Annotated in this window: 24 protein-coding genes; 10 read left to right on the forward strand and 14 right to left on the reverse strand. The window is 56.0% G+C overall.

Annotated features, from left to right (window positions below; genetic code table 11):
- Positions 1–274: 274 nt before the first annotated feature.
- Complete coding sequence (gene tyrS, locus HBN61_RS08865; RefSeq protein ID WP_170046547.1) at positions 275–1,474, reverse strand: tyrosine--tRNA ligase; 1,200 nt, start codon at positions 1,472–1,474, stop codon at positions 275–277.
- Between the two features lie 213 nt (positions 1,475–1,687).
- Between tyrS and HBN61_RS08870 the strand changes: the two genes are divergently transcribed.
- Positions 1,688–3,088, forward strand: coding sequence for a peptidoglycan DD-metalloendopeptidase family protein (locus HBN61_RS08870; protein WP_170046598.1), 1,401 nt, complete (start codon positions 1,688–1,690; stop codon positions 3,086–3,088).
- Between the two features lie 3 nt (positions 3,089–3,091).
- Entirely contained in the window at positions 3,092–4,183 is a 1,092-nt protein-coding gene (locus HBN61_RS08875; protein ID WP_094992869.1) for an anhydro-N-acetylmuramic acid kinase, read from the forward strand.
- Positions 4,184–4,257: 74 nt separating this feature from the next.
- On the opposite strand, the gene erpA is transcribed toward HBN61_RS08875, so the two are convergent.
- Together erpA and argC are read right to left on the reverse strand one after the other, a co-directional pair.
- Entirely contained in the window at positions 4,258–4,608 is a 351-nt protein-coding gene (gene erpA, locus HBN61_RS08880) for an iron-sulfur cluster insertion protein ErpA (RefSeq protein ID WP_094992868.1), read from the reverse strand.
- Between the two features lie 135 nt (positions 4,609–4,743).
- Positions 4,744–5,778 carry an N-acetyl-gamma-glutamyl-phosphate reductase gene (gene argC, locus HBN61_RS08885; RefSeq protein WP_170046548.1) on the reverse strand — a complete coding sequence of 345 codons (1,035 nt, stop codon included), beginning with the start codon at positions 5,776–5,778 and terminating at the stop codon, positions 4,744–4,746.
- Positions 5,779–5,912: 134 nt separating this feature from the next.
- On the opposite strand from argC, the gene hemJ reads away from it, so the two are divergent.
- The 6 genes from hemJ to coq7 all read left to right on the forward strand — a co-directional run bounded on the left by hemJ (position 5,913) and on the right by coq7 (position 9,948).
- On the forward strand, positions 5,913–6,341 hold the full coding sequence (hemJ, locus tag HBN61_RS08890) for a protoporphyrinogen oxidase HemJ (RefSeq protein ID WP_169961981.1): 429 nt from the start codon (positions 5,913–5,915) through the stop codon (positions 6,339–6,341).
- A gap of 29 nt (positions 6,342–6,370) precedes the next feature.
- Positions 6,371–7,336 (forward strand): NAD(P)H-dependent flavin oxidoreductase, encoded by a 966-nt coding sequence (locus HBN61_RS08895; protein WP_094992865.1) that lies wholly within the window; start codon positions 6,371–6,373, stop codon positions 7,334–7,336.
- A 60-nt stretch (positions 7,337–7,396) separates the two neighbouring features.
- Positions 7,397–7,912, forward strand: coding sequence for a DUF805 domain-containing protein (locus tag HBN61_RS08900; RefSeq protein WP_170046549.1), 516 nt, complete (start codon positions 7,397–7,399; stop codon positions 7,910–7,912).
- Positions 7,913–7,988: 76 nt separating this feature from the next.
- Entirely contained in the window at positions 7,989–8,777 is a 789-nt protein-coding gene (locus tag HBN61_RS08905; RefSeq protein ID WP_094992863.1) for an SDR family NAD(P)-dependent oxidoreductase, read from the forward strand.
- Positions 8,778–8,843: 66 nt separating this feature from the next.
- Positions 8,844–9,182, forward strand: coding sequence for a histidine triad nucleotide-binding protein (locus HBN61_RS08910; RefSeq protein ID WP_005792015.1), 339 nt, complete (start codon positions 8,844–8,846; stop codon positions 9,180–9,182).
- A 118-nt stretch (positions 9,183–9,300) separates the two neighbouring features.
- Positions 9,301–9,948 (forward strand): 2-polyprenyl-3-methyl-6-methoxy-1,4-benzoquinone monooxygenase, encoded by a 648-nt coding sequence (coq7, locus tag HBN61_RS08915; RefSeq protein ID WP_094992862.1) that lies wholly within the window; start codon positions 9,301–9,303, stop codon positions 9,946–9,948.
- 73 nt (positions 9,949–10,021) lie between these two features.
- On the opposite strand, the gene speD is transcribed toward coq7, so the two are convergent.
- Both speD and HBN61_RS08925 read right to left on the reverse strand, forming a co-directional pair.
- Positions 10,022–10,813 (reverse strand): adenosylmethionine decarboxylase, encoded by a 792-nt coding sequence (speD, locus tag HBN61_RS08920; protein WP_047277964.1) that lies wholly within the window; start codon positions 10,811–10,813, stop codon positions 10,022–10,024.
- 240 nt (positions 10,814–11,053) lie between these two features.
- On the reverse strand, positions 11,054–11,476 hold the full coding sequence (locus HBN61_RS08925) for an OsmC family protein (protein ID WP_094992861.1): 423 nt from the start codon (positions 11,474–11,476) through the stop codon (positions 11,054–11,056).
- Positions 11,477–11,699: 223 nt separating this feature from the next.
- Here HBN61_RS08925 and crp point away from each other — a divergent pair, with 223 nt between their 5' ends.
- Complete coding sequence (gene crp / locus HBN61_RS08930) at positions 11,700–12,344, forward strand: cAMP-activated global transcriptional regulator CRP (protein ID WP_094992860.1); 645 nt, start codon at positions 11,700–11,702, stop codon at positions 12,342–12,344.
- Here the strand turns inward: crp and HBN61_RS08935 are convergent.
- The 7 genes from HBN61_RS08935 to rpe all read right to left on the reverse strand — a co-directional run bounded on the left by HBN61_RS08935 (position 12,341) and on the right by rpe (position 18,615).
- Positions 12,341–13,042, reverse strand: a complete 702-nt coding sequence (locus HBN61_RS08935; RefSeq protein WP_094992859.1) for a lipoate--protein ligase family protein — start codon at positions 13,040–13,042, stop codon at positions 12,341–12,343. The genes crp and HBN61_RS08935 overlap by 4 nt on opposite strands.
- Positions 13,043–13,070: 28 nt before the next feature.
- Positions 13,071–13,907 carry an indole-3-glycerol phosphate synthase TrpC gene (gene trpC, locus HBN61_RS08940; RefSeq protein WP_170046550.1) on the reverse strand — a complete coding sequence of 279 codons (837 nt, stop codon included), beginning with the start codon at positions 13,905–13,907 and terminating at the stop codon, positions 13,071–13,073.
- Positions 13,904–14,953, reverse strand: coding sequence for an anthranilate phosphoribosyltransferase (trpD, locus tag HBN61_RS08945; protein WP_094992857.1), 1,050 nt, complete (start codon positions 14,951–14,953; stop codon positions 13,904–13,906). The genes trpC and trpD overlap by 4 nt, the downstream gene beginning before the upstream one ends.
- A gap of 9 nt (positions 14,954–14,962) precedes the next feature.
- Positions 14,963–15,556 carry an aminodeoxychorismate/anthranilate synthase component II gene (locus tag HBN61_RS08950; RefSeq protein ID WP_170046551.1) on the reverse strand — a complete coding sequence of 198 codons (594 nt, stop codon included), beginning with the start codon at positions 15,554–15,556 and terminating at the stop codon, positions 14,963–14,965.
- 11 nt (positions 15,557–15,567) lie between these two features.
- Complete coding sequence (gene trpE / locus HBN61_RS08955; protein ID WP_170046552.1) at positions 15,568–17,055, reverse strand: anthranilate synthase component I; 1,488 nt, start codon at positions 17,053–17,055, stop codon at positions 15,568–15,570.
- A gap of 70 nt (positions 17,056–17,125) precedes the next feature.
- Positions 17,126–17,944 carry a phosphoglycolate phosphatase gene (locus HBN61_RS08960; RefSeq protein WP_094992854.1) on the reverse strand — a complete coding sequence of 273 codons (819 nt, stop codon included), beginning with the start codon at positions 17,942–17,944 and terminating at the stop codon, positions 17,126–17,128.
- Positions 17,941–18,615, reverse strand: coding sequence for a ribulose-phosphate 3-epimerase (gene rpe / locus HBN61_RS08965; RefSeq protein ID WP_094992853.1), 675 nt, complete (start codon positions 18,613–18,615; stop codon positions 17,941–17,943). Before rpe ends, HBN61_RS08960 begins: the two co-directional genes overlap by 4 nt.
- 217 nt (positions 18,616–18,832) lie before the next feature.
- On the opposite strand from rpe, the gene HBN61_RS08970 reads away from it, so the two are divergent.
- Positions 18,833–19,291 carry an REP-associated tyrosine transposase gene (locus HBN61_RS08970; RefSeq protein ID WP_094992852.1) on the forward strand — a complete coding sequence of 153 codons (459 nt, stop codon included), beginning with the start codon at positions 18,833–18,835 and terminating at the stop codon, positions 19,289–19,291.
- Here the strand turns inward: HBN61_RS08970 and HBN61_RS08975 are convergent.
- Positions 19,288–20,118: an ABC transporter permease gene (locus tag HBN61_RS08975; protein WP_170046553.1), complete on the reverse strand. Its 831-nt coding sequence runs from the start codon at positions 20,116–20,118 to the stop codon at positions 19,288–19,290. The genes HBN61_RS08970 and HBN61_RS08975 overlap by 4 nt on opposite strands.
- A gap of 10 nt (positions 20,119–20,128) precedes the next feature.
- Positions 20,129–21,376, reverse strand: coding sequence for an ABC transporter permease (locus tag HBN61_RS08980; RefSeq protein ID WP_170046554.1), 1,248 nt, complete (start codon positions 21,374–21,376; stop codon positions 20,129–20,131).
- Positions 21,377–21,424 lie beyond the last annotated feature (48 nt).

A 21,424-nucleotide genomic window follows, 5' to 3' on the forward strand; every position in this document is an offset into this window, starting at 1 on the left:
GCCCCTGTTGCTGTCAAGCGGTTATTTTAAGATGTTTTCAAAGCTTCCTCTGTAACATCAACCACTTGCGCTTTCGATCTCTCGTCAGCGGGAGGCGAATTCTACAGCGTTACACGCTGCTGTCAACACCTCATTTCCTGCTTCGATGACTTGAAGCTGACACTTTCGAAATCGTTTAACTCTTTGAATCTAAAGGAGTTTTCCGCTTCGACTGCGCCGGAACTGGGGCGCATTATAGGCAAACAAAATGCGCCGTCCAGCACTATTTTCAAATTTATTCAGATTTCAATGTAATTCGAGCAAACGCCTTCTTGCCAGCCTGACAAACATGCGTGGAGCCCAGCACATATATATAGGAGCGATCCACGACCTCACCATCTATACGCACACCACCCGACCCCAACAAATCACGAGCAACAGCAGAGTTCTTCACCAGCCCGGCCTTATTGAGCACAGCCGCAATAGGCATATCTTCCGCCGCAACCAATTCAATCTCCGGCAAGTCATCCGGCAACTCACCGTCTTTCATGCGATTACCCGCACCACGGTGCGCATTGGCTGCAGCCTCTGCACCATGGAAACGCTCCACAATCTCTTCAGCCAGCTTGATTTTGATGTCACGTGGATTGGCACCGGCCTCAACCTCAGCCTTAAGGCCATTGATCTCATCCATGGAACGAAAGCTGAGCAGCTCAAAGTAACGCCACATCAATGCATCCGGGATAGACACCAACTTGCTATACATCACCCCCGGCGCTTCTTGGATGCCCACGTAATTACCCAAGGATTTGGACATCTTCTTGACGCCATCCAACCCCTCAAGCAAAGGCATCGTGACAATGCACTGCACCTCTTGCCCATAACCGCGCTGCAACTCACGACCCATCAGCAAATTGAATTTCTGATCGGTACCGCCCAACTCGACATCCGCTCGCAAGGCAACCGAGTCATACCCTTGTACCAAAGGGTACAAAAACTCGTGAATGGCAATCGGCTGATTCGTGGTATAGCGCTTATCAAAGTCGTCGCGCTCAAGCATGCGCGCTACGGTGTATTGGGACGTCAGACGAATAAAATCCGCAGGCCCCATCTGATCCATCCAGGTAGAGTTGAACGCCACTTCGGTTTTCGATGGATCGAGAATCTTGAAGACCTGGGTCTTGTAGGTTTCGGCGTTGTCGAGTACTTGTTCGCGCGTCAGCGGAGGACGCGTCGCACTCTTACCACTTGGATCACCAATCATCCCCGTAAAGTCACCAATCAGAAAGATGACGTGATGTCCCAATTCCTGAAACTGGCGCAGCTTATTGATCAGTACGGTGTGTCCCAAATGCAGATCGGGTGCAGTAGGGTCAAATCCAGCCTTAATACGCAGCGGTTGGCCACGCTTCAACTTCTCAACCAATTCCGACTCGACCAGTACCTCTTCGGCACCACGCTTGATTAGCGCTAGCTGCTCTTCAACCGACTTCATATCAGACCCGTAAGGCTCAAATTCAAAGGGATCCAACCATACAAGATCACCCGCTAAATACAAGTTCTGGCAGGCGTACGGGTGGCTATCTGTCAGTTAATGTGTGGTCAACTTGCTTCAAGGGCGTTTTGGTTATATTTTATACAGTTATTTCATCTTCACCGTGTCAGTCATCTTTTCCAATTCATCCTTTATCTCAAAGTCAAATTACCTATGACCAGTCAACCGCCTAAAGCGCCACCGCTTTATCCGAAGACCCACCTTCTCGCCGCAAGCGGGATCGCAGCCTTATTGAGTTTGGCGCTGCTGGTGTTTCCCTCCAGCGAAGTAGAAGCCAAACGCACGACTCTAAATCTGGAGCTGGAAACCCCTGCTGAACAACTGACACAAGATCAAGACGCCGCCGAACTCGTTCAGGCCACAAATGAAGCTACACCCGCCCCGTTTACCCAAATAGATCAGCAAGACAGTACGCCCGCTGCGACTGCAAAAGTTGAAGACAAGAAAGAGCCGAGCCACCGCGAAGTAGTTGTCGCCAAAGGTGACACGCTCTCTACGCTTTTTGAGAAGGTGGGCCTTCCCGCCTCATCAGTGCATGAGGTTTTGGCCAGCGACAAACAAGCCAAACAGTTCAGCCAGCTTAAACATGGCCAGAAACTAGAGTTTGAGATGGGCGCAGACGGCCAGCTCAACAACCTGCACAGCCGCGTCAGCGATCTTGAAACAATCACCCTGAGCAAGACAGCAAAAGGGTATTCGTTTCGCCGTGTTACTGCGCAGCCGACAGTGCGCACAGCTTACGTTCACGGCGTAATCAGCAGCTCGCTTTCTACTTCCGGTCAGCGTGCCGGCCTGCCCCACAGCATGACGATGGATATGGCCAAAGTATTCGGTTATGACATCGACTTTGCCCAAGACATTCGTCCAGGTGACCAGTTTGAGGTTATCTACGAGCAAAAAGTGGTCAACGGGAAAACAGTGGGTACTGGCAACATCTTGTCTGCACGTTTCACCAACCGCGGCAAGACCTATACAGCCGTTCGTTACACCAACAAGCAGGGCATCAGCAATTACTACACGGCTGATGGCAATAGCATGCGCAAGGCATTCATCCGCACACCGGTAGATTTTGCCCGCATCAGCTCACGCTTTTCTTCCGGGCGCAAACACCCGATCCTGAACAAAATTCGTGCTCACAAAGGCGTGGATTATGCTGCTCCACGCGGCACTCCCATCAAGGCCGCTGGCGATGGCAAAGTGTTACTTGCAGGCCGGCGCGGTGGTTACGGCAACACCGTGATCATTCAGCACGGCAACACATATCGCACGCTCTATGGGCACATGCAGGGGTTTGCCAAAGGCGTCAAAACTGGCGGCTCCGTCAAGCAGGGGCAAGTGATTGGCTACATTGGCACCACCGGCCTGTCGACAGGTCCGCACTTGCACTATGAGTTTCAGGTCAACGGCGTCCACGTTGACCCGCTTGGGCAAAAGCTGCCAATGGCTGACCCGATTGCCAAAAATGAACGCGCCCGGTTCATGCAACAGAGCCAACCGTTAATGGCCCGCATGAATCAGGAAAAAGCCACAATGCTTGCTTCGAGCAAGCGCTAAGCCATGGCGCTCTACATAGGGGTAATGTCCGGCACAAGCCTTGATGGCATGGACATCGCCTTGATTGAGTTAGGGGCGAGCATCAAGCTTCTCGCCTCTCACTACACCCCCATGCCTTCGTCATTACGCGCCGAATTACTCGGCCTTTGCACCAGCGGCCCTGACGAAGTTGCACGCTGCGCCATTGCTGAAAATCATTGGGTTGAGCTTGCAGCGCAAGGGGTGCACGCACTTCTCGCACAACAGCAGCTCTCTCCAAAAGACATCCGGGCGATAGGTAGCCATGGCCAGACCATCCGGCACGAACCCGCCCTGGGTTTTACGGTACAAATCGGTAACCCAGCGTTATTGGCCGAGCTAACAGGTATTTGCGTGGTCGGTGATTTCCGTCGGCGGGATGTAGCAGCTGGCGGCCAGGGTGCGCCGCTTGTGCCTGCATTTCACGAAGCCCTGTTCAATAACGAGGGTAGCTATCGAGCCGTATTAAACGTAGGCGGGTTCAGCAACCTAAGCTTGATAACACCTACCGAGCCTGTAGCTGGTTTCGACTGCGGCCCGGGAAATGTCTTGCTGGATGCCTGGATACAAGATACACGCGGCGACCTCTATGACCGCAGCGGCCAGTGGGCGGCCAGCGGCACTGTGGAGCCCATCCTTCTCAAGAGCTTGTTAAGCGATCCATTCTTCAAGACACAGGGTCCGAAAAGCACCGGGCGTGAGGTCTTTAACCTGAATTGGCTGAAGCATCACCTCGTCAGCTTGCCAGCATTCCCCGCTGAAGACATTCAAGCAACCCTGCTCGAACTCACAGCGCTTACGATCGTGAACTCACTGCAAATAGCCCAACCGCGCACCGACGAGCTTCTGGTATGCGGTGGTGGTGCGCACAACACCGCGTTGATGACACGGCTGGCTTCGCTTCTTCCACATACCAAGGTCAATAGCACCCTGATCAAAGGGGTGGATCCCGATTGGGTAGAGGCCATGGCATTTGCATGGCTGGCCCATTGCTGTCTGGAGGGTATTCCCACCAACCGCCCCAGCGTGACGGGTGCACGCGGCATGCGTATCCTCGGCGCTATCTATCCCGCCTGAACACCCACTCCATAAAAGGCAGACAGCAAAACGCCGCGTATCGACGCGGCGTTTAGCGTGCTTCTACTACCCGATCAAATCGAGAATGACGAGCCACAACCACAGGTCGTAGTGGCATTCGGGTTCTTGATCACAAAACGCGAACCTTCCAGACCTTCCTGATAGTCCACCTCAGCACCCGCCAGGTACTGGAAGCTCATTGGGTCAACCACTAGGCTCACACCCTCGCGCTCGACGATAGTGTCATCGTCTGCAACGTCCTCATCAAACGTGAAACCGTACTGAAAACCTGAACAACCGCCGCCCGTCACAAACACGCGCAGCTTCAAACGATCATTACCCTCTTCATCGACCAGGCTCTTCACCTTGTGCGCAGCACCTTCGGTGAATTGCAAAGCCATGGGGGTGAAGGATTCGACGCTCATGCTGACTATCTCCCGGCGCTATGCCGCCATAATGCGTGATGACGCGCATTATCCGCTTCTCCTAGAAAAGCGGTCAACTATTCATAAGTAGCAGCGGCAAGCTGGGCACTTACCGCTTGAGCATATCTGCTGGTGTTAAGGCAGCATTCCGGCGTGGGACAGGCCCAAACGCTCATCCAGACCAAACAGGATATTCATGTTCTGTACAGCCTGACCCGACGCGCCCTTGACCAAATTGTCGATGACGGACAACACCACCACCAGATCACCATCTTGCGGGCGGTGAATAGCGATTCGGCACACATTGGCGCCTCGCACACTGCGAGTTTCAGGGTGGCTGCCAGCGGGCATCACATCCACAAAAGGCTCATTGGCATAACGCTTTTCAAACAACGCCTGCAGATCCACAGAGCGATCGGTAACGGTCGCGTACAACGTGGAATGGATCCCGCGAATCATCGGCGTCAAATGTGGGACGAATGTCAGCCCGACATCTTTACCGGCCGCCCGACGTAACCCCTGACGAATTTCAGGCAGGTGACGATGCCCTTTTACGGCATAAGCCTTCATGCTTTCAGACGTTTCTGCGTATAGAGAACCTACGCTAGCACCGCGACCAGCCCCGCTCACGCCCGACTTGCAGTCGGCAATCAAAACCGATGTATCGGCAAGGCCAGCTTCCAGCAAAGGCAAAAAACCCAGCTGGGTCGCCGTTGGATAACAACCCGGCACAGCAATCAGCCGTGCTTGCCTGATTTGCTCACGATTCACCTCCGGCAAACCATAAACAGCTTCCTTGAGCAGCTCAGGCGCGCCATGCGGCTGGCCGTACCATTTAGCCCACTCATCAGCATCTTGCAGACGGAAATCGGCCGACAGGTCGATAACCTTGGTACCTGCTGCAAGCAATTCACCCGCCAAGGCATGAGCCACACCATGCGGCGTCGCGAAAAAAACCACGTCACATGCCGCCAGCGTCAGAGTATCCGGCACGCTAAAGGCAAGGCCGTCGTAATGACCGCGCAGGTTGGGATACATATCGGCAACCGGCAGGCCCGCTTCGGATCGAGAAGTGATCACCACCACTTCAGCCTGCGGATGCTGTGCCAGCAAACGCAGCAATTCGACCCCGGTGTAACCCGTGCCGCCGACAATACCGACCTTGACCATAACCTGCCCCTCAACGAACCCACTGGAAAGCCATCGATAATAGGGACAGCGCGTCCCTGCGACAACCGCCAAGGTGACTCACAGACGCTCTACTACTACTATTTGATCTACCGTGAACCTGGGAATAACTAAAAATGCTTTATCTATGGCTTAAAGCCTTCCACATCATCAGCATCGTCTGTTGGTTTGCTGGCCTGTTTTACCTGCCTCGCCTGTTTGTTTACCACGCACAAAGTGAAGATTCCGTCAGCAAAGAGCGATTCAGCGTAATGGAGCGCAAGCTATATCGCGGCATCATGGGACCCGCGATGATCGCCACAATCATTTTTGGCGGCTGGTTGATCAGCCTTAACCCTGGCGGCTACTTCAGCCAGGGCTGGATGCATGCCAAATTGACATTGGTGGTGCTGCTAATCGGCTATCACCATATGTGTGGCGCACAGGTGAAGCGCTTCGCCCGTGGAGAAAATACCCGCAGCCATGTGTACTTCCGCTGGTTCAACGAAGTACCTGTCCTGTTTCTGATCGCTATCGTCATTCTTGTGGTGGTCAAACCGTTCTAACTCATCTCATCTTTCAACGAGGTTATCCGATGTCACTGCCTGCCCTGCTTGAACAACGCTTACGCCTGCCGGTGGTGGCCGCGCCGATGTTTCTGATTTCCAACCCGCAACTGGTACTTGCCTGTTGCCGTAATGGCGTAGTCGGCAGTTTTCCGGCACTGAACCAGCGCGACAGCCTGGGGTTCAAGGCCTGGCTGGAGGAAATCGAAGCAGGCCTTACGCTGCTGGATAACCCGGCGCCCTACGCTGTGAACCTGATCGTGCACAACAGCAACCCGCGGCTTGAAGCAGACCTTGCCATTTGCGTCGAGCACAAAGTGCCCATCGTGATCACCAGCCTGGGCGCCGTCAAAGAGGTGGTCGACGCCGTTCACAGCTATGGCGGCGTGGTCTTCCATGATGTCACCACCCGCCGTCACGCCGAAAAGGCCGCGCAAGCAGGTGTAGATGGCTTGATTGCCGTCGCTGCTGGCGCAGGTGGGCATGCGGGCACTTGGAGCCCTTTCGCCCTGGCAGCAGAAATACGCCAGTTCTTCGACAAAACGCTCCTTCTCGCAGGCTGCCTGAACCATGGCCACGAGATATTGGCAGCTCAAACAATCGGCGCCGATTTGGCTTACATGGGCACGCGCTTTATCGGAACCTGCGAAAGCCATGCTCCTGAGGCTTATAAAGAGATGCTGCTCGCATCCCACGCGGCCGATATCATCCACACCCCGGCCGTGTCAGGCGTACCTGCCAGCTTTATGCGGCAAAGTCTTGAAAACGCCGGCTATGACTTGGCGGCGCTGCAAAGCAAAACGGAGTCAGGAAACAAACTGAAACCGCTCAGTGATGAAGCCAAAGCCTGGAAAACCGTGTGGTCGGCAGGTCAGGGCGTAGGCGAAATTTCCGACTTGCCTTCAACAGATGAGCTGATCGCACGCCTGGAAGAAGAATACCGCCAGGCGTTAAGCGAAACTCAACGGCTATCCGAGCATTGGCCGCACCGTTGAAACAGCGAAGCCCGCCACTCGGCGGGCTTTAATTTTTAGCTACCGGACAAGGAAGTAGTAATGCCAGAAATTAGCCTGGAAAAATCACCTCAAACGGTTTACGGCACGCTGGATCCATTGGGGTTCAACGGTCGCATTGGCCGTATGCGAATGCTGGCGTGGACACTGGTGCTCACAGCAATCGCTGGCGCCGTCCTCATCCCGTCCATGCTGATAACCCACATTTCCTACACATTGGGGATCACCTGCAGCCTGACGGTGATGCTGGCCTATTTGATTATCAGCCTGAGAATAAGCGCGCAGCGCCTGCATGACCTCAATTGGTCAGCGTGGATGCTCTTGCTGCATCTTGTGCCCGTCGCGACCCTGATTCTCTCCTTCATGCTGGTATTGATGCCGGGTACAACGGGGCCGAATCAGTATGGTCCGCCACCTCCCCCTAACAGCACTGCAGTCAAAGTCCTGGCCTGGGTTTCGATCACTTTTGCGATCCTTTCAATAATCGCGACAATCCTCGCCTTCACACTTGGCCTCGCGGCCTCGTTCATCAACGCAGCCAGCACCAACAGCCTGTAGACTGCGCTTTTTAATAAACGCGCTAACGCCAGGGACATCATTGTCACCGGACTGAACCGTTGCGATGGAGAACAGCATGACCCGTTACGCTTTGATCACTGGCGCCTCAAGCGGCATTGGCCTGGCCCTGGCAGAAGCCCTAGCCCGTCGCGGGCGCAGTTTGATCCTGGTTGCCCGCCAACGGGATGCACTGGAGGCCATCGCCCTCGAATTCACTCAGCGCTTTGGCGTAGAAGTGCTGATCCGCGCCTGCGATTTGGGTGAGCCACTGAGGTTGTCGGGCTTCCTGCTGGAGCTGGAAGAAGGTGACAGACAGATTGATTTGCTGATCAATTGCGCGGGGATCGGCACCTGCGGTCCTTTCCTGGCGCACGACTGGAGCGCTGAGCAAGACTTGATCGAACTCAATGTGCTTGCACTTACTCGGCTGTGCCACGCCATCGGCAATATGATGGCGGTACAGGGCGGCGGGCAGATCCTGAACGTTTCATCGATCGCGGCGTATCAGCCGGGTCCTTGGTTGAGCACCTACTTCGCGAGTAAAGCGTATGTACTGCACTTTTCGGAGGGTTTGCGCGAAGAGGTCAAGAAAACCGGGATCAAGGTGTCAGTGCTCTGCCCCGGCATCACCCGCACCGGTTTTTTTGAGGCAGCGAACATGAACGCCGAACCCCTCAAACACAATCGTCATGCACTGAGCCCCGAAGAAGTCGCGCTCTATACCGTACGCGCACTTGAAAAGAACAAGGCCATCATCATGCCGGGCTGGCGAAATCGCTGGCTGACCCGTGTGCCTCGCGTACTGTCGCGCTGGATGACACGCAAAATCGCCGCCTCGGTTAACAAGTCGTACTGTCCTCGTTAAGGTAGCTGGCCGCCCAACGATCCCCTGAGTACACTCAGAACAGACTTCACTTACGGAGATACAGCTTTGGATACTCTGTTCACCAAGATCATCAACCGTGAAATACCCGCGAAGATCATCTACGAAGATGATCAGGTACTGGCCTTTCACGACATTGCGCCACAAGCGCCTGTGCATTTTCTGGTCATTCCGAAAAAACCAATTCGCACCCTCAACGACCTGACCGAAGAAGACAAAGCACTGGCCGGTCATATTTTGTTCACCGCCCAGCGTCTGGCCGTGGAACAAGGCTGCGAGAAGGGTTTTCGCGTTGTCATGAACTGCAATGAAGATGGCGGCCAAACGGTTTACCACATCCATATGCATGTGCTGGGTCAGCGCCAAATGAACTGGCCTCCGGGCTGATTCAGCGACAATCATGCGCGGGAACGCCAAACGCTCCCGCGCTTGCCCATGATCCAACGCAAACCCTGCCTGCCCGATTGGGGTAAACTGGCCGCCGTGATTTTTTCCGGAGGTAAGCATGACTACCCAACGTCACTACTCGCCGATTGACCGTCTTCTGTTACAAGCTGATACCGCAATGCGCACCTTGCTGCCTTTCAGTGGCCAGCCGTATCGCCCCTCGCCTGCCATCGTCAAACCTGAAAACCCTCTGGGGGAACAGGCCACGCGTCATGTGGCGGGCCTCATGCGGATTAACCATACCGGCGAAGTCTGCGCCCAGGCCTTGTATCAGGGCCAGGCCCTGACCGCCAAACTGCCGCATGTGCGCGAAGCCATGGAACATGCCGCTGAAGAAGAAATCGATCACCTGGCCTGGTGCGAACAACGTATTCGCCAACTGGGAAGCCATCCGAGCGTGCTAAACCCGCTGTTTTACGGCATGTCTTTCGGAATTGGCGCGGTGGCGGGTCTGATCAGCGACAAGGTCAGCCTGGGTTTCGTCGCCGCAACCGAAGATCAAGTGTGCAAGCACTTGAACGAACACTTGGCGCAACTGCCGCCCGAGGATGAAAAGTCGCGGGCCATTCTTGAACAAATGCGCATCGACGAAGAACACCATGCTGAATCCGCCCTGGACGCTGGCGGTTATCGTTTCCCGGCACCCGTGAAGTTTGGCATGAGCCTGATGGCAAAAGTCATGACCAAAAGCACCTACCGCATTTAATCGCCCTCGCGCAACGTACGCACAAAAAAGGCGGCTTACCTCACGGTAGCCGCCTTTTTTTGATGCTCGCTGCTTACGACATGTTGCGCGCGTAAAAGATTTCGAGCATTTCGTGCTTCACACGCTCAGTGACCTGAGCGCGCTGCTCGGTCGAAAGGTTGCTCGTGGCATCGCCGAACAGGTAGTTATCCAGTTCGAAGTCCTTGAGCAGCATCTTGGTATGAAACAGGTTCTCTTGGTACACATTCACGTCAGTCATTTGATAACCGTCGCGCGTGTCTTCGGAGAGGTAGTTCTGGATCGAATTGATCTCATGATCGATAAAGTGCTTTTTGCCTTCCACGTCACGGGTAAAGCCGCGCACGCGATAGTCGACCGTCACGATATCCGAATCAAACTGATGGATCAGATAGTTGAGAGCTTTAAGCGGTGAAATAACGCCGCACGTCGACACGTCGATGTCCACACGGAACGTCGCGATGCCGTCCACCGGATGAATCTCCGGATAGGTATGCACCGTGATATGACTTTTGTCGAGGTGACCCAAAATGGTCTCTGGCAGCGGGCCTGGGGATTCTTCGATCTGGCTTTCGGTAGGTGTTACCGGCTGCTCGGAAATCAGAATAGTCACGCTGGCGCCTTGGGGATCGTAATCCTGACGGGCGATGTTCAGGATGTTGGCACCAATGATATCAACCACATCTGTAAGGATCTGCGTCAGGCGTTCTGCGTCGTACTCTTGATTGATGTACTCAACGTATGCCTGCTGGTCTTGCGGGGTTTCCGCATAGCAGATGTCATAGATGTTGAAGCTCAAGGTCTTTGTCAGGTTATTGAACCCGTGGAGCTTGAGTTTGCTTTTCACCGTAATAAAACTCTCTATGTCGATGCGGCTCGGCCGCGTGATCCAGCATGCCCGTCAAGTGCGTGGGACGCACCTGCGTAGGACGGTTAACACCTCTTCGCGATGGCGATTTTGGTTATCTGTTCGGACCCGCCGCCGGGATGATTCCCCGCCACGACCCTTAAAAAAGTGGCGCATTATGCAGACGTCAGCGACTGATCGCCAGAGTCTGCAATGCTTTTATGAAAATTGAATGTCCACTCAGCCCAGTTCGATTATTTCGTAGTCGTGGCTGATGGCGACCCCGGCTGCGCCCAGCATGATCGACGCCGAGCAATACTTCTCGGCAGACAGTTCGATCGCACGTTTGACCTGTGGCTCTTTCAACCCGCGGCCCTTGACCACGAAGTGCAGGTGGATCTTGGTGAACACTTTCGGGTCTTCAGTGGCGCGCTCCGCATCCAGGAACGCCTCGCAGCTTTCGACTGCCTGACGCGATTTCTTGAGAATGCTCACCACATCAAAGTTGCTGCAACCGCCAAGGCCCAGCAGCAGCATCTCCATGGGACGCACACCCAGGTTCCGGCCGCCGCTTTCTGGAGGCCCGTCCATGACGACGACGTGGCCACTGCCCGATTCGCCCAAAAACATGGCCTCGCCCGCCCATTGAATGCGTGCCTTCATCGCTCAGACTCCACTGTCTTAAAAGGGGCGCCAGCTTATCACAGCGCCTAAATTCGATGACCGACCGCCAGCGAGGGTTTGTCTTACAGCGTTCAAGGAAATTTCTGCATTAGGTAAAGAATTCGTCTGTTAAGCTGGCGCCAATTAGCTGGCGCCAAGCCGGCAAGCGCTCTATATAAAAATAGATCTGGCCCTTACCGTGCAGGCTTTACGGGACACAACCATGGTTGCCCTTACTCCCATACCCAAGATCAAAAACCTCGACAAATTTCTGACTCATTGCCAACGCAAGCGTTATCAAGCCAAAAGCAACATCATTTGTGCCGGTGAACGCTCGCAGACGCTGTTCTTCATCGTCAAAGGCTCGGTGACCATCGTGATCGAAGACGACGACGGTCGCGAGATGATCATTGCCTACCTCAATGCAGGGGACTTTATTGGCGAATTGGGGTTATTCGAGCAACCGGGCCTTGAGCAGGCGCGCAGTGCCTGGGTCCGGGCCAAGACGGAATGCGAAGTAGCAGAAATCACTTACGCCAAATTCAGGGAATACGCGCATCAGGAACCTGAAATTCTGTACGCCCTCAGTGGCCAAATAGCTCAACGACTGCGTAATACCACGCGCAAGGTCGGTGATCTGGCGTTTTTTGATGTTACGGGGCGCGTTGCACGCTGCCTGCTTGAATTGTGCAAGCAACCTGACGCAATGACTCATCCTGATGGCATGCAAATCAAAGTCACGCGCCAGGAAATCGGCAGGATTGTCGGTTGTTCGCGGGAGATGGTCGGGCGTGTGCTCAAGGACCTGGAAGAGCAAAACCTGGTCAGCGTCAAAGGCAAGACCATGGTCGTGTTCGGTACGCGTTAAGGCGTGAGCAAGGGCAACAGAATGCCTTGATAGCGGGCCTGTAACTGTTCGAAAAAATCAGGTGCCGCAAAAACCTCATGCAAGGCGATGTGGCTGTCCGCACGGCAACGCTGTTCCAGTAAACACAGCTCATTGAAGCGATTGACCGATGCCACCATCGATTCACGCTCGTCATCCAGCAACAATGCGCCATGAACTAGCCCGACCGGGCGCTGCCCGCCCTGACTTTGACGCCAGCGCTGAGCGGTGCCCACCAGCTTGCGTCCGTTCAGGTTGACGTTGAAACGGCCATCGCAGAAAGCCCCTTCAATTTCTCCCAAGGACGCAATGCCGCCCAATTCGGTCAAAAGATCGCAGATCGGTTGGCACAAACGGCGATAAGCCGTTTCGATTCGTCCCTGATCACCCTCGCTGCGTGGCGGAGCGTAAACCAGGGCGATGTTGACCGTAGACGCCGACTGCGGAACCGGCTCACCGCCCGTCTCACGCAGCAGGATCGGCCAGCCGCTGGCAGCCAGTTCAACACTCGCACTCTCGAAGCCGGGCAGTCGAGCCAAACGCTTGGGCATGACCAGCGCCCGATCGGTAGGCTGCCAAAACAGCACCCCGGCCTCACGCTCACCCGCGCAAACCGACGCCAATAAATCCTGTTCGGCTTTGAGGCCGGCTTCGACAGAAAGACGCTGAGTGCTGGTCATGTAAGTCCTTGGAAAACAGAGACCGGGTTTAATCCGCTGTCGAACTCGATAGTGGCGTACTGCGCTCCGGGAAGAACAACCGTTGCAGTTCAGCGCCCGGATTTTCAGCGCGCATGAACGCTTCACCGACCAGGAACGAATACACCTCGCTGATTTCCATCAGCTCGACATCGGCACGGTTCAGAATTCCGCTCTCGGTAATCACCAGTCGATCACGCGGCACACGCGGCAGCAGGTCCAGCGTGGTTTCCAGGCTTACGTCGAACGTATGCAAGTTGCGGTTGTTGATGCCGATCAACGGTGTATCGAGGGTTTTCAACGCACGTTCCAGCTCATCGCCATCATGCACCTCAACCAGCACATCAAGCCCGACACTTTTGGCAACACTGGCCAGCTCGGCCATTTTGACGTCATCCAGCGCGGATACGATCAACAACACGCAGTCCGCACCCAACGCGCGGGCTTCAACGATCTGATAAGGATCGATCATGAAATCCTTGCGAATGACCGGCAGCTTGCACGCGGCACGCGCCTGCTGCAGGTATGCATCGGCACCTTGAAAGTAATCGATGTCGGTCAGCACTGACAGGCAGGTGGCGCCGCCTTTTTCATAACTTTGCGCAATCTCGGCAGGCACGAAGTGTTCGCGAATGACACCTTTGCTCGGGGATGCCTTTTTGATTTCGGCAATCACGGCCGGTTGTTTCAGCTTGGCTTGCGCCAGCAAAGCGTTGGCAAAGCCCCGGACTGGATCGGCCTGAGCGGCCTGACGTTCAAGCTCAGCCAGACTGATGCGCGTGCTGCGTTCGGCCACTTCCTGAACCTTACGCGCCAGAATTTTTTCCAGAACGGTTGGCACACTCATGCTTCATTCTCCTGCTTGAAAATCGCGGTAAACGCGCCCAGTTCTTCCAGCTTCTCCCGGGCCAGCCCGGTGTGCAGCGCATCGTGCGCCAGCGCCACACCCTCTTTCAGAGTGTAGGCAAGATCGGCTGCGTATAACGCAGCACCGGCATTGAGCACGATCATCTCAGCGGCCTTTTGCCCGGCCTCGGTTTTACGACGCCCCAACGCATCGCGAATCAGCTCCAGCGATTGTTCAGGGCTGTCGACCACCAGACCAAACAGGCTTTGACTCTTGATGCCCAGATCTTCGGGCTGAACCCAATACTCAGTGATCTCGCCTTTGCGCAACTCAGCGACATACGTAGGCGCGGCAAGACTGAACTCGTCCAGCCCGTCCTGCGAATGAACCACCAGCACATGTTTGCTGCCCAGACGCTGCAACACTTCAGCCAATGGACGGCACAACGCCTGATTGAACACGCCGACCACCTGATGCAACACGCCCGCCGGATTCGTAAGCGGGCCGAGCATGTTGAACAAGGTGCGCAGGCCCAAATCGCGACGCGGGATGGCCGCGTGCTTCATGGCGCCATGATGGGATTGAGCAAACATGAAACCGATGCCCACACTGTCGATGCAGCGTGCCACTTGCACCGGGGTCAGATTCAGGTAAACACCCGCGGCCTCGAGCAAATCGGCACTGCCGCTTTTGCCGGATACGGCGCGATTACCGTGTTTGGCAACGGTGCAACCGGCTGCCGCGATCACCAGCGCGGATGCTGTGGAGACGTTGAAAATATTCGCACCATCGCCGCCGGTGCCAACAATATCCACCACGCCCTCGAGCGTATTGAGTTCAACTTTGTCCGCCAGCTCGCGCATAACAGTAACGGCACCGACGATTTCATCAATGCTTTCACTCTTCATGCGCATGCCCATCATGAAGGCGCCGATCTGCGCCTCGGTGCATTGGCCGGTCATGATGTCGCGCATCACATCGCGCATTTCCTCGGTGCTCAGGTCGAGGTGACCGACGATACGGTTCAGGGCAGTCTTGATATCCATATGAAGTCCTTAGCGCGTGCCGCCGGTTTGTTTAAGAAAATTGGCGAACAGTTCATGACCTTGTTCGGTCAGGATCGATTCAGGGTGAAACTGCACCCCTTCGATGTTGAGGGTTTTATGGCGCAAGCCCATGATCTCGTCGACCGAACCATCGGCATGTTGCGTCCAGGCCGTCAGCTCGAGGCAGTCGGGCAATGTCTCGCGCTTGACCACCAGCGAGTGATAGCGAGTAACGGTCAACGGGTTGTTCAACCCGTGGAACACCCCCGTATCGAGGTGATAAACCGGACTGGTCTTGCCATGCATCACCTGACGCGCTCGCACCACGTCGCCGCCAAAGGCCTGGCCGATGGATTGATGCCCCAGGCACACGCCCAGAATTGGCAATTTGCCCGCAAAGTGCTGGATGGCTTCCAGCGAGATGCCTGCCTCATTCGGCGTGCACGGGCCGGGCGAGACCACAATGCGCTCGGGCTTGAGCGCTTCGATCTCGGCCACGGTCAGCTCATCGTTGCGCACCACCTTGACCTCTGCACCCAGCTCGCCGAGGTACTGCACTACGTTGTACGTAAAAGAGTCGTAATTATCGATCATCAGCAACATGGCTAAGCTCCTCAGGCGTCGGACGCGGGGGTTTGTTCGGCGAGCGCTACGGCACGAAACATCGCGCGGCGTTTATTCAGCGTCTCTTCCCACTCCAGGGCCGGTACCGAGTCAGCGACAATGCCGCCACCCGCTTGCACATGCAATTCACCGTTCTTGATCACCGCCGTACGAATGGCGATGGCCGTGTCCATATTGCCGTTCCAGGCGAAGTAACCGACCGCACCGCCATACACACCACGCTTGACAGGTTCCAGCTCGTCGATGATTTCCATCGCACGGATTTTCGGCGCACCCGACAACGTGCCTGCCGGGAGAATCGCCCGCAGCGCGTCCATCGCCGTCAGACCGCTTTTTAGCTGTCCGGTGACGTTGGAAACGATGTGCATCACGTTGGAGTAACGTTCGATCACCATTTTTTCGGAGAGTTTGACCGAGCCGATTTCAGAGACACGGCCGGTGTCATTGCGCCCCAGGTCGATCAGCATCAAGTGTTCGGCGATTTCCTTGTCATCGCTGAGCAGGTCTTGCTCCAGCGCCACATCCGCTTCTTCGGTTGCTCCCCGCGGGCGGGTGCCAGCAATCGGGCGCACGGTAATCAGGTTGTCTTCGACCCGCACCAGCACTTCAGGCGAACTGCCCACTACGTGGAAGTCACCGAAGTTGAAAAAGTACATATAAGGTGTCGGATTGAAGCAGCGCAGCGCGCGGTACAAATCAATAGGCGCGGCCTTGAAGTCGATGGACATCCGCTGCGATGGCACAACCTGCATGCAATCGCCCGCCAGGATGTAGTCCTTGATGGTGTCGACGGCTTTCTCGTAGTCGCTCTGGGTAAAGCTGGAGCGGAAAACCGGATCAGCAGCCTGTTGTGCCGTGAAGTCCAGACCGCGGCGCGGCGCAATCGGCTGGCGCAGTTGCTCAAGCAAGGCTTCAAGCCGCGCCTGACCGTCTTCGTACGCCTCAGGCTGTGCCGGATCGACCAGCACAATCGCGTGCATCTTGCCTGCCAGGTTGTCGAACACCACCACGGCATCCGACACCATCAACAGGATGTCCGGCACGCCCAGCGGATCAGGGTTCGGGCATTTGCCCAAACGTTTTTCCACATACCGCACACAGTCATAACCGAAGTAGCCCACCAGCCCGCCATTGAAACGCGGCAATCCGGCAATGGTCGGCACGTTGTAACGGGCCTTGAAGGCTTCGACAAACGCCAGCGGATCATCGGCCTCGCAGGACTCGATCTCAACACCGTCGTGGGTCACGCGCACCTGATGGTCGTGTACCCGCAATACGGTGCGGCACGGCAAACCGATGATCGAGTAACGCCCCCACTTCTCGCCGCCCTGCACCGACTCCAGCAAATAGGAGTTGGGCTCATCGGCCAATTTCAAGTAGATCGACAGCGGTGTGTCGAAGTCGGCAAGGGTTTCGCGGGCAAGCGGGATACGGTTATAGCCGGCAGCGGCCAAACGCAGGAATTCTTCACGGATCATGAGGTGCCTCGTGGTCTGAGGGTCAAACAGTCAGGTATGCAAACGTGCCGGATCTCCGGCCAGATTCAAGTCAGGCGCGCCAACGCCAACGGGCCAGGGCCTTGATAACTTTCATCCAGAGTTTGCGAGTGACCACCACGATGGAATCTCTACGAGAGGGGTGAACAGAAGAGCCCAACGGTATCTCAGCCGCCGAATCTAAGCAACCGGCTATCAGCTCCTGCAAATTGCCAATCACCATGTCAGGCGACTCTTCTTCAATCGGGCGACCGTGGTTGTAGCCGTAGTTCAGGGCCACGCAACGCACGCCAGCAGCTTTGGCTGCCAACACGTCATTGCGTGAATCACCGATAAACATCGATTGCTGCGGGGTGACCCCGGCCATTTTCATCACAAACAGCAGCGCGGCGGGATCAGGCTTTTTCTGTGGCAAGGTGTCACCGCCAATGATCCAGCGGAAAAACCGGCCCAGCTTCAACTCATCCAGCAGCGGCGCCACGAAGCGTTCGGGCTTGTTGGTAATCAGGGCCATTTCGACGCCCTGCTTTTGCAGCCACTTGAGGCTTTCACGCACGCCCGGGTAAACCTTGGTGTGCGCATGGCCACCCTCGTAGGCCTCCATGAACACTTCCAGCGCCTGCTCAGCCTCGGCATCATCGACGCCCGACGCATCCAGATTGCCTGCCAGCGCCCGGCGCACCAGCATCGGCGCCCCGTTGCCGATCCACATCTTGACGTTTTCGAGCCCGGCAGGCGGACGCCCAAGCGTCTGCAACATGGTTTCCACCGCAGCCGCGAGGTCCGGCACCGAATCAATCAGGGTGCCGTCCAGATCGAACATCACCAGTTTTGGCAGCTGCCCTTGCAGTAGCTGCTCAAAACCGCTCATGGGCGAGCCAACGCAAGCTCGGCGCGCATTTTTTGAATCACTTCTTCGTAATTCGGCGTGTTGAAAATTGCCGAGCCCGCGACAAACGTGTCGGCGCCAGCTTCTGCAATTTCACGGATGTTGCCGACGTTCACCCCCCCATCGATCTCCAGACGGATGTCGCGGCCCGACGCATCGATCAGCGCACGGGCTTCACGCAATTTGTCGAGAGTACCGGGAATGAACTTCTGGCCGCCGAAGCCGGGGTTCACGCTCATCAGCAAAACCATGTCGACCTTGTCCATCACGTACTTGAGCACGTCCAGCGGGGTGGCCGGGTTAAACACCAGGCCCGCCTTGCAACCACCTTCGCGGATCAATTGCAGGGAACGGTCGATGTGCTGCGTGGCTTCAGGGTGGAAGGTGATGTAAGTCGCGCCAGCTTCGATGAAGTCACCGATGATGCGGTCCACCGGGCTGACCATCAAATGCGCGTCGATGGGAGCCGTGATCCCGTACTTGCGCAAGGCCGCGCACACCATCGGGCCGATGGTCAGGTTGGGCACGTAATGATTGTCCATGACATCGAAGTGAACGATGTCAGCACCCGCTGCGAGAACGTTGTCCACCTCTTCGCCAAGACGGGCGAAATCGGCAGAAAGAATCGATGGGGCAATAGCGAAGGGCTGCATGACGCACCTTTTAGTGAGCTAAACACGGTGGCGCGCATTGTATACCGCCGACCGCGACCCGCACACCGCCTCGCAGACGCTACGCGACCGATCGCAGCCTTCGGCGGCGAGTGAGCCCCCAGGGAGCTTCCGGCAATATCTTGCGAACAAAGGCACAAGGCATGCTTCCACAACTCGTCTAGGTTTAAACAACGATCACCACGAGGAAGGCAACGGAATGCCGAAGTCCTACAGCAGCGGGCAACTCTTGAAAGGCCGTAACACCGAGCCCGGCCGTGTTTATTTGCTCACCACCGTTACCGAACAACGCCGCCCGATCTTCAGCGACTTTCACGTGGGACGTCTCGTGGTCAATCAACTCAAGCAGGCGCACGACGATGGCATCGTCAAGTCAATCGCATGGGTTGTGATGCCTGATCATTGCCACTGGCTTGTCGAGTTGCGTCACAAAACGCTGGGAGAAGTGATGTGCAGGGTTAAATCGCGCAGCAGCCTGACCATCAACGAAATGACCTGCGCCAGTGAGCGTGTCTGGCAAAAAGGGTTTTATGACCGCGTCCTGCACGAAGAAGAAGACCTCAAGGCCACCGCCCGCCACCTGATCAAAAACCCGATTCGCGCGCAACTGACTACACGAATCGGGGATTACCCGTTATGGGACGCCTGTTGGGTCTAGGCCTGAACCTGCGCCGTACGCATTTTCTCGCTGCGCCCGCGCAACCACTCAAGGGTCAGCAGCAGTACCACAGAGAATGCGATCAGCAACGTGGCCGCCGCCGCAATGGTAGGGCTGAGGTTTTCGCGAATGCCGCTGAACATCTGGCGTGGCAAGGTCGCTTGCTCAGGCCCGGCCAGAAACAGCGTCACCACCACTTCATCAAATGACGTGGCGAAGGCGAACAGGGCACCAGAAATGACGCCCGGCGCAATCAGCGGCAAGGTCACCCGACGGAACGCCGTCAAGGGCGACGCCCCCAGGCTGGCAGCCGCACGCACCAGGTTGTGATTAAAACCCTGCAATGTCGCAGACACGGTGATGATGACAAATGGCACACCTAACACCGCATGCACCACGATCAACGAGAAGTAACTGTTGCCCAGTCCCAGCGGTGCAAAAAACAGGTAACTGGCCACGCCGATGATGACCACTGGCACCACCATAGGCGATATCACCAGTGCCATGACCAGCGCCTTGCCCGGGAAGTCACCACGTGTGAGACCAATCGCCGCCAACGTACCGAACACCATAGCCAGCACTGTGGCAGCCGGCGCAACGATGACGCTGTTTTTCAGCGCGCGCATCCATTCGGCAGAGGCGAAGAAATCCTGATACCAGTGCAAGGAAAACCCTTGCAGCGGGTACACCAGAAAGCTCCCCGAGTTGAAGGACAACGGAATGATGACCAGCACAGGCAAGATCAGGAACAGCAGAATCAGTGCGCAAAGGATGCGCAAACTGTAGAACCAGATCCGCTCAACGGGAGACATGTACGGGCTCAGCATGGCGATCTCCTTAACTCAAACGCAGGCGGGTGGCACCCACCAGCCAGTTGTAAATCAGGTACAGCAGGACAGTCGCCAGCAGCAGCAAGCCGCCCAGTGCCGTGGCCATGCCCCAGTTGATACTGGTGTTGGTGTAGAACGCCACAAAGTAACTGACCATTTGATCGTTCGGGCTGCCGAGTAAGGCGGGGGTGATGTAGTAGCCAATTGCGATGATGAACACCAGCAAGCAACCAGCCCCCACACCGGCATAAGTTTGTGGGAAATACACACGCCAGAAGCTCGTAAATGGGTGGCATCCCAATGAGATGGCCGCACGCATATAGGTCGGAGAAATACCCTTCATCACGCTGTAAATCGGCAGGATCATAAATGGCAGCAAAATGTGCACCATTGCGATGTACACGCCGGTGCGATTGAACACCAGTTCCATCGGTTTATCGATCAGCCCCATGCTCATCAACGCGCTATTGATCAACCCGCCCGATTGCAGCAACACAATCCAGGCCGCGACCCGCACCAGCACAGACGTCCAGAACGGCAGCAGCACCAGAATCATCAACAGGTTGCTCTGGCGTGCAGGCAAGTTGGCCAGCAGATAGGCCAAAGGGTACGCCAGCACCAGACAGATGCAGGTAATGACCAGCCCCATCCAGAAGGTCCGGGCGAAAATATCCAGATAAATCGCCTGATCCGGAGTAGCGGGAGCCACTTCACCCAAGTCATCAATACGGTGATCGACAGCCGCCAGCAGATAAAACGGCGTCACACTTGAGCTGTTGCGCTTGATCGCCTGCCAATACGCCGGATCACCCCAACGCTCGTCGAGGGCTTCCAGTGCATCTTTATAAGAGTCAGGTGCAACCTTGAAAGGCAGCGCTTTGGCGGTTTTCATCAGCAAACTGCGATAACCGGCTAATTCCATGTTCAGACGTTTCGACAAATCACCCAGGACTTGATTCTTACGCGCCTCAGCCAAGTCTTCGCTAAGCGCCAGATACACCGGTTCGGCCGGTAAGCCTTTACCATCCCACCCATGCACGGCCACCACAGTGCGTGGCAGACCTTCGACCACTTCCGGGTTGCCGACACTTTTATAAAGCAGCGCTGCAATTGGCACCAAAAACACCAGCAGCAAGAAAATCACCAGAGGCGCAATCAACGCCTGTGCTTTCCAGCGATTCACGCGCTCGGCATGCGCCAGACGCTTCTTCAAGCTGGGGCTTGAGACTTCGTTCAGGGGGATGGCGATGGCCATGGCGAACTCCGCAAATCTTTAAACAAGGGCGGCGCGACCCGATCAGGC

Origin of the sequence: Pseudomonas sp. WS 5071 (genome assembly GCF_012985765.1) — a bacterium.
Lineage (GTDB): Bacteria > Pseudomonadota > Gammaproteobacteria > Pseudomonadales > Pseudomonadaceae > Aquipseudomonas > Aquipseudomonas lundensis_A.